The sequence below is a fragment of the Psychromonas sp. Urea-02u-13 genome (assembly GCF_002835995.1).
Lineage (GTDB): Bacteria > Pseudomonadota > Gammaproteobacteria > Enterobacterales > Psychromonadaceae > Psychromonas.
This window is the reverse complement of record NZ_PJBZ01000082.1, coordinates 16,183-32,895: the sequence shown is the minus strand read 5'-3', so window position 1 is coordinate 32,895 and position 16,713 is coordinate 16,183. Positions and strand designations below refer to the sequence as shown.

16 protein-coding genes are annotated in these 16,713 nt (G+C 38.4%); 2 read left to right on the top strand and 14 right to left on the bottom strand.

The window, feature by feature from the left end:
- Positions 1–349: 349 nt before the first annotated feature.
- A complete protein-coding gene (locus CXF74_RS16140; protein ID WP_101083562.1) occupies positions 350–1,828 on the top strand; it encodes a capsule assembly Wzi family protein in 1,479 nt (492 codons plus the stop codon).
- 1,643 nt (positions 1,829–3,471) lie between these two features.
- On the opposite strand, the gene hepT is transcribed toward CXF74_RS16140, so the two are convergent.
- From hepT to tnpA, 6 genes are all read right to left on the bottom strand, one after another.
- Positions 3,472–3,879, bottom strand: a complete 408-nt coding sequence (gene hepT, locus CXF74_RS16135; RefSeq protein ID WP_232772558.1) for a type VII toxin-antitoxin system HepT family RNase toxin — start codon at positions 3,877–3,879, stop codon at positions 3,472–3,474.
- 292 nt (positions 3,880–4,171) lie between these two features.
- Positions 4,172–5,329 (bottom strand): UDP-N-acetylglucosamine--undecaprenyl-phosphate N-acetylglucosaminephosphotransferase, encoded by a 1,158-nt coding sequence (gene wecA, locus CXF74_RS16130; protein ID WP_101083560.1) that lies wholly within the window; start codon positions 5,327–5,329, stop codon positions 4,172–4,174.
- A gap of 260 nt (positions 5,330–5,589) precedes the next feature.
- Positions 5,590–5,817, bottom strand: a complete 228-nt coding sequence (locus CXF74_RS16125) for a hypothetical protein (RefSeq protein WP_198552883.1) — start codon at positions 5,815–5,817, stop codon at positions 5,590–5,592.
- A 240-nt stretch (positions 5,818–6,057) separates the two neighbouring features.
- A complete protein-coding gene (locus CXF74_RS22650) occupies positions 6,058–6,684 on the bottom strand; it encodes a hypothetical protein (protein ID WP_232772557.1) in 627 nt (208 codons plus the stop codon).
- A 15-nt stretch (positions 6,685–6,699) separates the two neighbouring features.
- The gene (locus tag CXF74_RS22645) at positions 6,700–7,050 is read right to left on the bottom strand and encodes a transposase (RefSeq protein WP_232772555.1); all 351 of its coding nucleotides are present in this window, start codon (positions 7,048–7,050) and stop codon (positions 6,700–6,702) included.
- Positions 7,051–7,225: 175 nt separating this feature from the next.
- The gene (gene tnpA, locus CXF74_RS16115) at positions 7,226–7,525 is read right to left on the bottom strand and encodes an IS66 family insertion sequence element accessory protein TnpA (protein WP_101083559.1); all 300 of its coding nucleotides are present in this window, start codon (positions 7,523–7,525) and stop codon (positions 7,226–7,228) included.
- 81 nt (positions 7,526–7,606) lie between these two features.
- Between tnpA and CXF74_RS16110 the strand changes: the two genes are divergently transcribed.
- Positions 7,607–8,578, top strand: a complete 972-nt coding sequence (locus tag CXF74_RS16110) for an IS30 family transposase (RefSeq protein WP_101083558.1) — start codon at positions 7,607–7,609, stop codon at positions 8,576–8,578.
- A gap of 225 nt (positions 8,579–8,803) precedes the next feature.
- Here CXF74_RS16110 and rfbD read toward each other — a convergent pair whose 3' ends face one another.
- From rfbD to CXF74_RS16070, 8 genes are all read right to left on the bottom strand, one after another.
- Positions 8,804–9,664 carry a dTDP-4-dehydrorhamnose reductase gene (gene rfbD / locus CXF74_RS16105; protein WP_101083557.1) on the bottom strand — a complete coding sequence of 287 codons (861 nt, stop codon included), beginning with the start codon at positions 9,662–9,664 and terminating at the stop codon, positions 8,804–8,806.
- Positions 9,665–9,831: 167 nt separating this feature from the next.
- Complete coding sequence (gene rfbC, locus CXF74_RS16100) at positions 9,832–10,380, bottom strand: dTDP-4-dehydrorhamnose 3,5-epimerase (RefSeq protein ID WP_101083556.1); 549 nt, start codon at positions 10,378–10,380, stop codon at positions 9,832–9,834.
- Positions 10,380–11,276: a glucose-1-phosphate thymidylyltransferase RfbA gene (gene rfbA, locus CXF74_RS16095; protein WP_101083555.1), complete on the bottom strand. Its 897-nt coding sequence runs from the start codon at positions 11,274–11,276 to the stop codon at positions 10,380–10,382. The genes rfbC and rfbA overlap by 1 nt, the downstream gene beginning before the upstream one ends.
- A 2-nt stretch (positions 11,277–11,278) precedes the next feature.
- A complete protein-coding gene (gene rfbB, locus CXF74_RS16090) occupies positions 11,279–12,358 on the bottom strand; it encodes a dTDP-glucose 4,6-dehydratase (protein ID WP_101083554.1) in 1,080 nt (359 codons plus the stop codon).
- A gap of 48 nt (positions 12,359–12,406) precedes the next feature.
- Positions 12,407–13,603 (bottom strand): glycosyltransferase family 4 protein, encoded by a 1,197-nt coding sequence (locus CXF74_RS16085; RefSeq protein ID WP_101083553.1) that lies wholly within the window; start codon positions 13,601–13,603, stop codon positions 12,407–12,409.
- Positions 13,604–13,671: 68 nt separating this feature from the next.
- The gene (gene wecB, locus CXF74_RS16080) at positions 13,672–14,799 is read right to left on the bottom strand and encodes a non-hydrolyzing UDP-N-acetylglucosamine 2-epimerase (protein WP_101083552.1); all 1,128 of its coding nucleotides are present in this window, start codon (positions 14,797–14,799) and stop codon (positions 13,672–13,674) included.
- On the bottom strand, positions 14,787–15,674 hold the full coding sequence (locus tag CXF74_RS16075) for a dTDP-4-dehydrorhamnose reductase family protein (RefSeq protein ID WP_101083551.1): 888 nt from the start codon (positions 15,672–15,674) through the stop codon (positions 14,787–14,789). The genes wecB and CXF74_RS16075 overlap by 13 nt, the downstream gene beginning before the upstream one ends.
- Entirely contained in the window at positions 15,675–16,712 is a 1,038-nt protein-coding gene (locus tag CXF74_RS16070; RefSeq protein ID WP_101083550.1) for a polysaccharide biosynthesis protein, read from the bottom strand.
- Position 16,713 lies beyond the last annotated feature (1 nt).

Genomic DNA, 16,713 nt, shown 5'->3' with positions numbered 1-16,713 from the left:
AACAAAACAAGAAACCCGCGAAGCTAAAGCATCACATCCGAAGTAAAAACCAGGATGTAGAGCTTCAGCTCTGCCTTAACTGCACTAATTACAAAATAATAAACCCGCGAAGCTAAAGCATCACATCCGAAGTAAAAACCAGGATATAGAGCTTCAGCTCTGCATAATTTTCCTTAACTTATTTCCTTCTCATTCCCCCCTCTTTGTTAAATAATATTTTTTGTAGCCCCTCAATATTTCACTTCGCCACTAAAACAATTCCATCACACAAATTAGCAAGGTAGAATGCTTAACTGCCTAATTCAGGGTTATAATCTCAACAATAATTACCTCACAAGGACACTAAAAAGTGATTCATAAGCTGTTTAAACCTTCATTGCTCGCATGTGCTCTTTTTAGTGGCCAGGCTATTGCGTCCTACCATTGGGTAGACGCAAATGATTTACACCTACGCGCCGATATCCAACTACTTGCAGATGTTGGTGTTATTACCACGCCAACAACCACCTACCCACTTATGTGGAGCGGTGTTATGCAAGGCATTAACAATGCGAACCTTGAAGACTTATCTCCCGAAGCAAAAGATGCTTACTACCGAGTAAATCATCGTTATAAGCAGTACCGAACTAAAGGGTCTGTAACAAAGGTATCTCTTGGTGGGGCAAACGATGCACAGCGCTTTCAGCATTACGGTTCACCCATACGCGAAAAAGGTGAAGCCACCATCTCGCACATGGGGGAATTTAACCGTTTCGCCTACAATCTAGAAGCAACCTATGCTTATGATGCAGCCGATGGGGATGATGTACGTTTCGATGGCAGCTATGTAAGTATGTTATTAGGAAATTGGATAATCACAGCAGGAAGCTACGGCGAGTGGTACGGACAAGGCTGGGATACAGCAATCACCAAAAGCACCAATGCGCGCCCATTACCTTCATTAAATATCACAAGAAATAGCGCTGATGCCTTTGATGTCCCCCTTTTAGAGTGGCTTGGCCCTTGGACAATGACAACCGGTATTTCATGGATGAATGATGATGATTATCGTCACATTCAAGACACACTTTTATGGTCATTTCGTGCATCCATTAAACCACACCCAAATTTCGAGTTTGGAGTCTCACGTACGGCGCAAATTTGTGGTGAAGGGAAAAGCTGTGATGGTGCGGCATGGTGGAATATGTTAACGGGTGATTCGAATGTTTATTCTGGAGAAAATCCAGCGAACCAAATAGCGGCAGTCGATGCACGTTGGGGAGACACCCTCTACGGAGTGCCTTACGGATTTTATTGGGAAAGTATGGGGGAAGATGCTATTCGCTTAGATCGATTTCCGCCTTTCCAAGCAAAGAGCTATTTATACGGAGCTGATGTTACTTACCGCGTGAGCGGTCAAGTTATCAAAACATTCTTTGAGTTCAGCGATACCAACGCAACCTGCAAAGGCGATGGAAACTGTACCTATGAACACAGCACTTACAGAGGTGGCTACCGTTACAAAGGCCGTTCAATCGGATCAACCTACGATAACGACGGCCAAACCTATACATTAGGGTTTATCGGCTATAGCGATAATGGTAACCAGTGGAAATCAAACTTGCGTTATTTAGATTTGAATGTAAATAACTCAAATTCATCATCCCCCGGTGGTAATACAGCAGCGCCAATTGGCGAACAAGCAGCGCAAATTGATTTTACTTATATTTGGCCAATGTTTGGCGGGAAGGTTGAAGCAGGTAGCGCATACACTTATTCAGCATACACAGATGATATTGACGAAGAACACCAAATTGATGTTTGGGGTAAGTGGAGTTACATTTTTTAAAGGAAACATCGAAAGTGGGGCTTTAGTTTTGCGTAATTTAGAAACCTGCGAAGCTAAAGCATCACATCCGAAATAAAAAGCAGGATGTAGAGCTTCAGCTCTGCCTTAACTGCACTAAATCACAAAAAAGAACTAGCGAAGCTAAAGCATCACATCCGAAGTAAAAACCAGGATGTAGAGTTTCAGCTCTGCCTTAACTGCACTAAATCACAAAAAAGAACCCCGCGAAGCTAAAGCATCATATCCGAAGTAAAAACCAGGATGTAGAGCTTCAGCTCTGCCTTAACCACACTAATTACAAAATAATAAACCCGCGAAGCTAAAGCATCATACATATCCGAAGTCAAAACCAGGATGTAGAGCTTCAGCTCTGCTTTAACCACACTAATAACAAAACAAAGAACCCCGCGAAGCTAAAGCATCACATCCGAAATAAAAAGTAGGATGTAGAGCTTCAGCTCTGCTTTAACCACACTAATAACAAAACAAAGAACCCCGCGAAGCTAAAGCATCACATCCGAAATAAAAAGTAGGATGTAGAGCTTCAGCTCTGCCTTAACTGCACTAATTACAAAAGAATAAACCCGCGAAGCTAAAGCATCACATCCGAAGTAAAAACCAGGATGTAGAGCTTCAGCTCTGCCTTAACTGTATCAACAATAAAAACAAAAAACGCGAAGCTAAAGCATCACATCCGAAGTCAAAACCAGGATGTAGAGCTTCAGCTCTGCTTTAACCGCACTAATAACAAAACAAGAAACCCGCGAAGCTAAAGCATCATATCCGAAGTAAAAACCAGGGTGTAGAGCTCCAGCTCAGCCTTAACTGCACTAATTACAAAATAATAAACCCGCGAAGCTAAAGCACCACATCCAAAATAAAAATCAGGATGTAGAGCTTCAGCTCTGCCTTAACCACACTAATAACAAAACAAAGAACCCCGCGAAGCTAAAGCACCACATCCAAAATAAAAATCAGGATGTAGAGCTTCAGCTCTGCCTTAACCACACTAATTACAAAATAATAAACTCGCGAAGCTAAAGCATCACATCCGAAGTAAAAAGCAGGATGTAGAGCTTCAGCTCTGCCTTAACTGCACTAAATCACAAAAAAGAACTCGCGAAGCTAAAGCATCACATCCGAAATAAAAAGCAGGATGTAGAGCTTCAGCTCTGCCTTAACTGCACTAAATCACAAAAAAGAACTAGCGAAGCTAAAGCATCACATCCGAAGTAAAAACCAGAATGTAGAGCTTCAGCTCTGCCTTAACCACACTAATAACAAAACAAAGAACCCCGCGAAGCTAAAGCATCACATCCGAAGTCAAAACCAGGATGTAGAGCTTCAGCTCTGCCTTAACTGCACTAATTACAAAATAATAAACCCGCGAAGCTAAAGCATCATATCCGAAGTAAAAACCAGGATGTAGAGCCTCAGCTCTGCCTTAACCACACTAATTACAAAATAATAAACCCGCGAAGCTAAAGCATCACATCCGAAGTCAAAACCAGAATGTAGAGCTTCAGCTCTGCCTTAACTGCACTAAATCACAAAAAAGAACTCGCGAAGCTAAAGCATCACTTCCGAAGTCAAAACCAGGAAGTGACGGCTTAGATTGTAATTATCTTTAATAAAAACAACCTTTACTTATTCTTTAACAATACATCAATCACTTTATCGGCAAACAGCCCTAAAGCAATGTACTGCTCTCGTTTAATAATATTCTCAACAATAAGCAAATCAATATTCAGGTAGTCATGCAGCAAACCGTTGTGCATTCCAATAATTCGCTTCCATAATTGCAATTCATCACTGCATATCACGCCATGTTCTTTTAATAACGAGAAAGTTTGATAAGCTTCATTAGCAGAACTACCTTGAATGCTTTTCAGCCAATGCTTAGCAAGCCCAATACACAGTTCGGTAAAAATCTGTAATACTCGCTCTGTTGCACGATAATCTCTTGATTTGAAATCACCCGCTATCAAATCATCCTTAAGTTCATTAAGCTCAAATAAATATTGAGTTTTGTGTTTTTTAGCTTCTAACAAATAAAGCTGAAGCCCTTCATTTATTCTGTTCTCTATGCACAGATACTCATACTGACTAAATATCCGGCTTTTTTCACGATAACCACGTGAAGTTCCTGAGTCATAAATAACCTTTCCATCTGAAATAACATTATAAGAAAGGTATAGAGGGCAAAGATTGATATCGACAATGCTTACTTTATTTTTAGGTAAAGAAAGTATACCGCTCCATTCTAAAGCAAGCTAATTAGGCCTTAAAAAACGATCAGTAGCGGATAACTTGAAATTTTTAAAAGCGATAGCAATGTCAAAATCACTTCTTGCTCTTATTGGCCTGCTCACGGCATTTTCTCTTATATTTTTTACGCCTAATCAAACGGCGATATGCTTTCGCTTTGCGATGAAGTTTTAATAACCTCCAAATTCGAGACAAAGAAAACTTATAAGTTAAAAACAGTGCAATAAAAGCAACTAATTGCATCCATTCAGGTGTATTGTGAATCGTAGTAGCAACGCCAATCAAACTTAGACATAGCGCAATAAAAGTAATAAAAATAAGCGTTGCACGAGAGCTGAAACCAGCTCTCATGAATATATGATGTAAATGATCTCTGTCTGGCTGAAATGGCGATACACCTTTACCCATACGACGTAACATAATAGAAACCATATCAATCAAAGGTAGCGCAATAATCCACAAAGCAACAACAGGCTTAAAAGAGCCCCCTTCCAAACCAGTACCAGATGAACCTTTTTGCGTACCAATAGCAAGCAACCAAACAACAGTAAACCCGATAAACATACTACCAGCATCTCCCATGAATATTTTTTTACGGGAATACTTAGTTAACTGTAAGTTATAAAGAAAATAGGGAATCAAAACAGCAAGACATAACAAACAGAAAAAGGCTTCGCTCATATCGCCAGATAAAACAAATAGAATAGTTAAAGAGATAAAGGTAGCAACACTAACGCCACCAATTAGACCATCAATACCATCAACCATGTTATATGCATTAATCGCAGCTAATACAGCAACAATCGTAAATGGGTAACCTAAGTAGCTTAAAGGAAGTTCTGTAAAATAGAGGATGTTACCTAAATCAGAGATTACGTCTCCTGCGATAAACATCATTATTGAAGCAATAACAACCTGTACCGCAATACGAAGTTTTACACTTAAATCGAAACGATCATCTAATGCACCCGTGATCACCATGAGTAAAGAGGCAAAAAGGTAAGTCATTAGTTGATTAACATGAGTAGGAGAGAAGAAAAGAATCAAAATTCCCGCAGTAAACAATCCTATATAAACGGAGATCCCACCTATTAGCGGAATATGACCAGCATGCACTTTACGAAAGTTAGGTTTATCCGTTAGACCTATTTTAATAGCAAAGGGTCGCAGTAGGATAATAGCGGACAAAGAGCTAACAAATGCAATGATAAGAATAATAAGGGGAAAAATCATAAATTAACTCTGAAGGCATATAAAAAGACAGTACTGATCATAGTAAATAAATGCGTTCATTTAAAGAAGTATTTAAAAAACAAATGTCAGAAGACGTACGTGATCGCATCGATAGCTGATATCCACGCGACCTTTTCCATTACGCAGATCAATAGACTCAAGTCTCAGAAGATACGCTCAAAAAAAAGTATATACAAACTCATCAACACTAGCCACTATTTTTGCTCTAATTGGATTTAAATCAACATAGGCCATACATATTAATAAGGCTTGAACATCAAGTAATTCCCATGATTTAAAGCGCTTCCCCCACTCTTTCCTCTTCCATTTTTAGCCCACCTTAGCTTTCGTATTCCACCAGTGCCTTGCATAAGGACACCAGCTTTCGGGTGTTCAGCTAAGTAATTTATTAGAAGTTCAGAATCACTTTCAGATAAGTGCTTTTGAACTTGCTTTTTATATTCAGGTAATCCTACTATTGCTTGCATATAGCAGGTGTAATCCAGTGGATTACTTTTAGCTAGCAACAAAATTGGACAGGGCTAACACAGCAACAAATCAAAACACAAGCCTTGGTATTCACTTATAGTCATTCTTCGTACTCTTATGACTTCAAGGTTAGCCTTTCATGTTTAAGCTTTCTAGCTAGTTTTAACTCCAAGTATCGTTATTACTTTCCAACCTTCAAGCTAGCCTTAGCTTTCAGCACATTTTTACCTTCCGCTCTTTCAGTGATATATATTCCGCAATTTATTTTTGCCTGAAACCCAACGCTTCCCCGTATGCTCAGCAAACAGCGCTAACTCTTCTAACGAACCAATAGCACCATGATAGGTTTTACCAAAATCATTCGCCAAACTAAACCATGTTTCATTATCTAAGCCAAGCACACCGAGTAAAGCAGGTGTTTGTGGAGGTATCGCACCTCGCTTACCTTTCCTCATAACACGGCCTGTCCAGTCTACAAGCTCTAAGTAATCAATGAGTGAATAATTAATACCCGAAGACTGTAACTGATGCTCCGCGCCGATAAACTTAACTAAATCCTTTCCTTCTTTATCACTCTCTAGCTCTGTGTGATGTGATTTACCGTGAATACGTTCAAAAACAGAGGTATATTCAGACTCATCAACACTGGGTGCCAATTTTGCTCGAATAGGGTTTAAATCAACATACGCCATACAGGTTAACAAAGCCTTTTCATCAAGTAATGCCTGCGATTTAAAGCGACCTTCCCAGAACCTGCCTTTGCAACTGTCTTCTTTATTCGCTTTACGGGCAATGAACTCATTCAAGCAACGCATGAACCACGAAATGTTTGATAATCGGCTACGCCACTCAGCAATGACTGACAAAGCCGATTCTTTTTGCTAATCCGAGGTTAACTCCCCTTTTTGCCAACGCTGCACAATAGGTGGAATCGCATATATTTTTTCCCAACGTTCACAAACATCTTCATCAGAACATGCTTCAGATTCCGCTTCATTCACATATAAAACAATATGGTAGTGATTGGACATAATGGTATAGGCACAAACTTGAATTGAAAAAATATCTGTCAGATAGCGAATTCGCTCAACCATCCATTGACGACGATGTTCAAAGCTTTGCCCAGTGTAGCGGTCTTCACCGCAAAGAAAGGCTCGTCGTACACAACGAGAAATGCAGTGGTAATAAGGGGTATCGATAAGTGAAATTAATGAATCGCGAGATTGAGTCATCATTACCTCCAATAGCTAACCAATGTTGATTAATTAAACATAGGTTAGCTTGGAAATTTAGTCAAAGTCTTTGGATGCCCTGATCTTTTTGATCTTTCTCTTAGCCCATTGATGGCCTTGCGAAAATCAATAAAGTCTCGATGTAGAAAAATACTCGTTGGCTCAACAAACATTTTCATAAAGCCAGCTCTCGTAACAATTGACTTAAATAGTTGGCGGAAGTGGTGTTTGGCAAGCTGACATTTACCTTGCCCATGGTTACCGTTATTAAGGTTTTATCTTCAACAAACTCAACTTGTGGGGGTATTTTAGCGCGAACAAAATTTCTCGATGATAGGCCAAGTTTCTTTTTAATGGCATAAAAGTTCGACGTGGATAATTGTAGTTGTTGGCAATATTCAATAACGGTTAAACCACTGGATTGGTGGTCTTTAATGATAGTTTGCCATTGTGTTTGGCTTCGCGAAATTCTCATGATTACCTCCAAATAAAATGAAGATATAAGGTATCTGAGATAAGGGGTTAGGGGTAGGTGCTGTTCGCTATACGCTTACCAATGAAAACATATAAACAACTGACCTATGAACTAAGATGCCAGATTTATGCTTTAAATAAAATAGGCATGAGTCAAAATAAAATTGCACAGCAGTTAAAGATCAGCCAATCGACAATAAGCAGAGAGCTTAACCGTAACACAGGCAAGCGAGGCTACCGTATTAAGCAAGCCCAATCGTTTGCTGATAACCGTAGATTACTTTCCCGTAAAGCAATAAAGATGACAAGTAGCTTAGTTGCCTTAATAGACTCAAAGATTCAAATAGAATGGAGTCCAGAGCAAGTGTCTGGGTGGCTAAGAGAAGATCACAATATCTTGATTAGTCACGAAGCCATCTACCTCTATATTTGGTCTAATAAGAAACGCGGAGGCCAGTTATTCCAAAACTTGCGTAGAAAAGGTAAAGCTTACCAGTCCCGTAGCAAGGATAAACAAGCAGGCAGAGGTTTTATCAGAAATAGAGTAAGTATTGATGAACGACCGGCTGTTGTTGACGATAAAAATAGAATCGGGGATTGGGAGATAGACCTAGTCATTGGCAAAGGCCACAGCGGTGCTTTGGTCACGATTGTCGAACGTAAAACTAGCTTCACGGTATCGATGCGTGTTGATGATAAATCAGCTAGATCAGTCACAGCTGCGACTATTGCGTTATTACAGCCGTTTAAAGATGCAGTACTTACTATCACAGCCGACAACGGTAAAGAATTTGCATACCATGAAGTGATGACTGAACATTTAAGTTGTGGCGTTTACTTCGCAGACCCATATTGTTCATGGCAACGAGGCTTGAACGAAAACACTAATGGTCTGTTACGACAATACTGGCCAAAATCAACGGACTTTAAGAAAGTATCGCAATCAGAAGTTGAAGATGTAATAGTGAGGCTGAATGAAAGACCAAGAAAGAAACTGAATTACAAAACGCCAGCCAATTTAATGGCTGAACACCTAGTAGCTATAGCTGCGTAGTCGTTATGCACTTCAAGGTTGAATCTGCCTCAGATAATAAGACGGGAGAGATCATAGTCAATAAAGTTGATCATTTAAAGAGGTATTTATAAAATATGTGGAGATAAAAGTTAACTGTAATATAAAGAAAGCAGAAAAGAGTCAAGAGTTTTACTATAAACAATACTTTCCATTACTTAGTTAAATACAGCTAACATATTTGTTGGATTATATATCCCAACAACCTTATAAAGTATCCATCATAGAAGATAACTGTTTACGCCAGTGCGTAGAATTAATACCAGACACTTCTTCAGCGCTTGCTTTATCAATCACCGAAAACGCAGGTCGTTTGGCGGGTGTTGGATAAGCAGAAGTTGGGATAGGTAAAATAGGAATAGCCTCTTTTAACAATCCTTTTTCAATACCTAATTCTTGAATCGCAATGGCAAAGTCATACCAAGATGCAATACCCGCATCGGTCCAGTGATAAAAGCCAGTCACTTCAGGTTTCTTTGCTACAGCCCATAGCCACTCTGCAAGACCTTTAGCCCAAGTAGGCGTACCAACTTGGTCATAAATAATGCCAAGCTGCGGTTTTTCTTGCATTAAACGCAACATGCTTTTAACGAAGTTATTGCCATTAGCAGAATATACCCAAGCTGTGCGCACAATGACACTCGCTTCAGGTAGTATTTCCTGTAGAGCAATATCACCAGCAAGCTTTGATGCTCCATAAACGTTTATTGGATTTGGTTTTGAGTCAGTTTTATAAGGGATAGTACTTGTCCCGTCGAAGACAAAATCAGTGGATACATGTAAAATACGCGCATCGATTCCTTTGCAAGCATTAGCGAGGTACTTAGTACCTAATTCATTAACGGCATAAGCGACTTCTGTATCTTCTTCGGCTTTATCTACAGCAGTATAGGCGGCGGCATTAATCACTAAGTCAGGCTTAGTGTTAGCAATAAATTCAGAAACTAATGACTCATTGGTAATATCAAGCTCATTAATGCCAACGCAGATAACTTCATAATGTTGTGGTGCAAGTTGCTCTAATTCCCAAGCAAGTTGTCCACCTTTCCCTGTGATAACGACTTTCATCTTTATTCCTTTATATTTGTTATATTTAGATGTGATTAAAAAGAGAGTAAGTAGAAACTCATAACCAGGAGTCGTTACACAATAACTTGCTCTAATTGTTTCAAAAAGTCTAAGATAACAGACTATTTTCAAACAAAAGCGCAAGTAATTTTGAAGCAGATCCTTAATTAATCAAATTTCGGAGCATTTTGAAAAGAAAAACCATCTACATCTTTTACTGATAGTTGAGGTAATTCACCATCAACTAACGGCCAATCAATAGCTAGTTCAGCATCATCCCAACGTACAGATACTTCAGATTCAGGGTGATAATAATCAGTGCACTTATAAATAAATTCAGCAGAATCGGTAATCACGTAAAAACCGTGAGCAAAACCTTCTGGCACCCAAAGCTGCCGTTTATTTTCCGCAGAAAGTACAACACCTACCGCTTTTCCGAACGTAGGTGATGATTCTCGCATATCCACAGCAACATCATAAACAGCGCCCGATATAACACGTACTAGCTTGCCCTGTGTTTGCTGCTGCTGGAAATGTAAACCACGCAAAATACCTTTAGTCGATTTACTGTGGTTGTCTTGTACAAAAGGTTTCGCACCAGTTTTCTCCATAAACTCATCAGTACGAAAGGTCTCCATAAAGAAACCACGTTCGTCACCAAATACATTTATCTCAATAATTTTCACATCTGCAATTTCAGTATCAATAAATTTCATTAAACCATTCCATTAGCAATGTCAAATAGGTACTGGCCGTAACCTGTCTTCTTCAGTTTTTCCGCTTGAACAAGTAACTCATCTTTACTCAGCCATCCCTGCACAAAGGCGATTTCTTCTAAACAAGCGACTTTAAAGCCTTGTCGATGCTCAACAGTTTGTACAAAATGGCTCGCCTCTAATAACGAATCATGTGTGCCTGTATCAAGCCAAGCAAAGCCACGGCCTAATACTTCAACATTTAAATCACCACGTTCTAAATAAGCAATATTTACGTCCGTAATCTCTAATTCACCACGGTGTGATGGTTTAATTGATTTTGCAATCTCAACAACGTCATTATCGTAAAAATACAAACCAGTCACCGCATAGTTTGATCTTGGTTGCTCTGGCTTTTCTTCAATGCTTAATGCTTTACCGCTTTGATCAAATTCCACTACACCAAATCGCTCAGGGTCCTTTACATGGTAGCCAAATACGGAAGCGCCTTTTTCAACTTTAGCCGCAGCAAGCAATTTCTCTGAAAAATGCTGACCATAGAAGATGTTATCCCCTAGTACCAAAGCAACATTATCATCACCGATGAACTCTTCACCGAGAATGAATGCCTGTGCTAGGCCATCTGGGGTTGGTTGTTCTTTATAGCTAATCTGAATACCAAACTGTCTACCATCACCGAGCATGCGCTCAAAGTTTGGTAAGTCTTCAGGTGTTGATATGATTAAAATATCTTTAATACCTGCTAGCATCAAAACTGACAACGGATAAAAAATCATTGGTTTGTCGTAAATAGGCAATAGCTGTTTAGAAGTGCCTAAGGTAATGGGATGTAAACGACTGCCAGAACCACCGGCTAAAATAATACCTTTGTACCTTGAAGAAATAGAGCTAGCCATGATTATTTATCTCCAATACGTTCTAATTGGTATTCACCGCTTAATACACGCTTCCACCAATTTTCATTATTTAAATACCATTCAACCGTCTTACGAATACCCGTTTCAAAACTCTCTTCTGGTACCCAACCTAGCTCTTTATCAATTTTCGATGCATCAATGGCATAACGTATATCATGACCAGGGCGGTCTTTAACAAACGTAATAAGTTCATTGTAATTAACTAACGATGATGAAGCAAAAGCAAGGTTATCTGAAATAGGTTTTAATTCATCAAGAATGGCACACAGTGTTTCGACTACCTCAATATTTTTTTTTTCATTATGACCACCAATATTGTAAGTTTCACCAACAGCACCTTCAGTTGCCACTTTATAAAGCGCACGAGCATGGTCTTCTACATATAACCAATCACGAATTTGGCTACCATCACCATAAATAGGTAAAGGTTTTGCATCTAACGCATTTAAAATAACATGTGGAATCAATTTTTCAGGGAAGTGATAAGGGCCATAGTTATTCGAGCAGTTCGTCACAATCACGGGGAAACCGTAAGTACGATTCCAGGCGCGAACTAGATGGTCACTTGATGCTTTAGACGCAGAATATGGAGAGCTTGGCTCGTAAGACGTCTCCTCAGTAAACAAGTCTTCAGTTCCTTCTAAATCACCGTACACTTCATCGGTACTAATGTGGTGAAAACGAAAAGCATGTTTTTTATCTTCAGGTAAAGCGCCCCAATAACTACGCGCAGCTTCTAACAGTGTAAATGTGCCAACAATATTGGTTTGTATAAAAGCTGCAGGTCCATCAATAGAACGGTCAACATGCGATTCTGCTGCAAGGTGCATTATCGCTGTAGGCTGATACTGCTCAAAAACTTTTTCCATTACTTTAGCATCACAGATATCTGCTTGCACAAAGTTATAACGTTCATTATCAGAAATAGTGGTAAGTGACTCAAGATTACCTGCATAAGTTAGGCAATCAACATTTACGATTGTATCGTTAGTATTTTCGATTATATGGCGTATAACTGCACTACCAATAAAACCGGCTCCGCCGGTGATTAAAATCATAATAGGCCCTAATATTAATAAAAATTTAACTAAAACAATAGCTGTAAAAAGCTACAAACCGATTGTGTTAACAATATCTTTGACTGCAGACTCAACTGTAAATTCGTTATGTAATAATACAGTTGCATTATTACCTTTATTATTCCGATATTCACTATTTAAATAGGAAATAGACGCGTTTAACAACTTATCATCTTCACCGTTAATAAATATATCACCTGCATCATTTTCCCTAACAAGATCAAGCAGGTCATTACCGGGATTGACACTGCCTAGTATAGGTAAAGACTCAACCATGTAACCAAGTAACTTACCGGGGAAATTATGGGCAGAGAGGCTACGAGCTAAGGAAAATAAACCTACATCAACTTCCGATAATAAATGCTTAAACACTTCCTGTGTTACTGAAGCCAAATAAGTAAAGTTATCTAATTCCCAGTCTGTAGCAAGTTTATTAATTAGTTCAACTTCATCTCCTTGGCCAACGAACAAGAAATGCGCTTGTGGATATGGTTGCATGTCACGCGCTAAACGCATTAAATTTTCCATATCTTGAGCATGACCGATATTGCCACCATAAAAATAAATCACTTTATTAGTAAGATTCAGTTTATCTCTATAGTTAAAATTCGCGTCCTTAACATTAAATGGGGAAAATGCAGCCCAGTTCCTTAGAATTGTAGTTTGGTAAACATTGTCAGTTCTACTGTTGAATAAAGTAAGATTATTTTGAGACATTAAACCAATATGGTTAGCAGCCTTATAGTTTAATTTCTCAAAAAATCGGAAGTATTTTTCAATTAAAGAGCCTTGCTTCATTAGTCCTTCATCAACCGCCCATTGAGGAAACAAGTCACGAAGAACTAAATAAGATTGACAACCACAAGCCTTTTTAAGTTTTGTCACGAGATGGGAAAAGAAAATAGAAGGTGAATAATAGACAACACCATCAAAGTAACCAAGGCATACCTTTGCCTTAATAGCATTCCATGCACGGGTCGAAAGCAATGTTTCGTTTATAGCCCGCTTTATCTTACCAATATCTTTTATTGGCCCACTGTTAAATTTCCAAACAGTAACGCCGTCGAGCATACTTATTTTTAGAAGTTCATTTTGGTTAATCCCAGGAGTAACCACAACCACTTCATGACCACATTTCACAAGCTCACAAGCTAACTCATGAAACATTTTAGCCCCAACACGCGTACTATTTGGGAGGTAATCATCAATCAATAAAGCTAAACGCATTTAATACAACTTCCAATTTAATGCCTACAAATTTTTCTAAAGTTTCACTCTTAATGAATATTGTAGGTTTATTTTTTCCAAACAAATTTATTAACGTAATCAGTATAACTAGTAATGATACGAACCACTTTATCAGATACATTAGATGCTATATAATCCTGGACTAAATTCATTGTTCGTATTTCACCATCACTTTGATCTTCTAATATGTTAATCGCTTGCAATATCCGATCAATTTCCATGCCAGTAAACATAACAGCACCCTCTTCAAAGCCTTCAGGTCTCTCTTGCGCTTCTCGTATGTTGAGTGCAGAGAAATTCATAATCGAAGACTCTTCAGTGATAGTGCCACTGTCACTTAATACTAATTTAGAATCACATTGTAGTTTCACATAATCTGAAAAACCCAAAGGCTTCAGTAATTGTACCAACGGTGAAAACTCTAAATTTAACGCATCAATTTTCTTACGGGTTCTAGGGTGCGTTGAAACAATAATAGGTAAGCCAAACTTATCTGCAAGTGTATTTAATACTTCAACATACTTATGAATATTGGTATCTGAATCAACATTCTCTTCGCGATGAACACTAACAACAAAGTATTTTCCGGGCTCAAGCTTTAAACGCGAAAGTACGCCTGAGGCATTAATACTCTCTTTATAAAAAGACAGCACTTCACCCATCGGGCTACCCGTTTTAATAATAAATTCAGGCTTTAAACCTTCGCGTAGTAGATATTCACGAGCAATATCACTGTATGGCATATTAACGTCAGAAATGTGGTCAACTATTTTACGATTTATCTCTTCTGGCACGCGTAAATCAAAACAACGATTACCCGCTTCCATGTGAAATATTGGAATTTTACGGCGCTTTGCAGAAATAGCTGAAAGTGCACTATTAGTATCACCTAAAATGAGTAAAGCATCAGGCTTTAAATCTGCAAAGACCTTATCGGATTTGGCAATCACTTGTGCCATTGTTTCAGCAGCGGTTTCACCAGCACACTCTAAGAACACATTAGGAGCACGAATGCCTAAATCATCAAAGAAAATTTGATTTAATTCATAATCATAATTTTGCCCAGTATGGATTAGCGTGTGTTCACAATATTGATCCAATTTAGCAATGGTTCTTGATAAACGAATAATTTCAGGGCGAGTACCAACTATGGTTGCGACTTTTAATTTTTGCATCTGTATTCCTCATATCTATTTTTAAAATCATCATGCATTTCAGAAATAAGCACCTCCCAAGAAGGGATTTCTAAATTCAATACATCACGCAAACGCTTTGAATTTAATGAGCGATCTATCTGCAAATCAGTTGACTCAATTATTTCTATTTTTTTACTATAGGTTTCAGCAATAAGATTCAATAATGTGAATTTATCAATCGGTTCAACACTTAATTGATACAACCCATTCAATTCTTGATTAGGTAATATTTTATCAATAAGTAATCGAGCAATCACACAAGTCGGCAAGCCAGAAAAAATCGCTTTAGAAAAACCTTTTGTTGTATTTTCTTGTGATAAAAACCAATCAACTAAACTTGCGGTTGAGTTTAACTCATGTCCTATGATTGAAGTACGCAGTGTAAGGTGTGGAGCATAGTCAATTTCGCCTAGACACTTCGAACGACCATATAGGTCTTGTGCATCTGCAGTATCGTTCTCTTTATAGAAGCCTTTTTTACCATCAAATATACAGTCGGTAGAAAAATGGATTAGCTTGCAAAAATAACTATCGCATAAGCTAGCTAATTGATGTGGTAGCAAACTATTAATGGCAACCGCATCAACATGTGATTTTGAAATACTATGCTGCTTAATCAAGCCGATACAGTTCAAAATAACATCTGGTTTTAGCTCTTTAATTACGGCATCTACAGTTGCTAAGTCACTAACATCAACGCCTTTAAATATGCGATCTTCGCAATTGCTGAAAAAAACTTCTTTGCCTTTTGTACTGCGAACTGTCCCGTAAACATCGAACTGTTCGGCATCATTTAGGTTTTTAAACAAGCTATAACCAAGCATGCCTGTAGCACCAATAATTAAAACTTTCATTTATACACCTTCTGGCACAGATACATTACCAGACTCTATTTCACGCATAAAATCAAGCTTACGTAAAAGTTCTTTCATCCCTTCAACATCTAATCGTTCAGTATTATGCGAGTTGTAGTCTTCTACTAGAGAAAGATCTTGCTCGCCTTCCTCAAAATATTTAGAGTAATTTAAATCACGGTTATCAGCAGGAATACGATAATATTCTCCTTGATCCTGTGCAACAAACATCTCTTCACGGCTACATAACGCTTCAAATAGTTTTTCGCCATGGCGCGTACCAATTATATTTACTTTATGCTCAGGCTTATTAATCATTTCCAGGATTGCTTGAGTCAACACCTCAATCGTTGCCGCTGGGGCTTTTTGTACAAAGATATCACCATTACTACCATACTCAAAAGCATGTATCACCAAGTCCACAGCATCACCTAATGTCATCATAAAACGCGTCATTAACGGGTCTGTTAAGGTCAGTGGAGTATTTTCAATAATTTGACGAATAAACAATGGAATAACAGAGCCTCGAGAAGCCATTACATTACCGTATCGCGTACCGCAGATCACCGTATTAGTCCCTTCTAGATTACGACTCTTAGCAACAATGACTTTTTCCATCATCGCTTTAGATATACCCATTGCATTTATTGGATAAACTGCTTTATCGGTACTTAAACAAACAACACGGCTTACACCGTGAAATATCGCTGACTCTAAAACATTCTCAGTGCCTAATACATTGGTTTTCACTGCTTCTAATGGATAAAATTCACAAGATGGTACCTGTTTTAATGCCGCCGCATGAAATACATAATCAACACCTCGCATCGCAGTTGAAATACTTTGTGGGTCACGAACATCACCAATGTAAAATTTTAATTTAACTGAATTAAAAGCTTTACGCATATCATCTTGTTTTTTCTCATCACGTGAGAAGATTCGAATTTCTTTAATATCTGAATTTAAGAACCTACGAAGAACAGCATTACCAAAAGATCCAGTCCCTCCAGTTATTAATAAAACTTTATTTTTAAACATA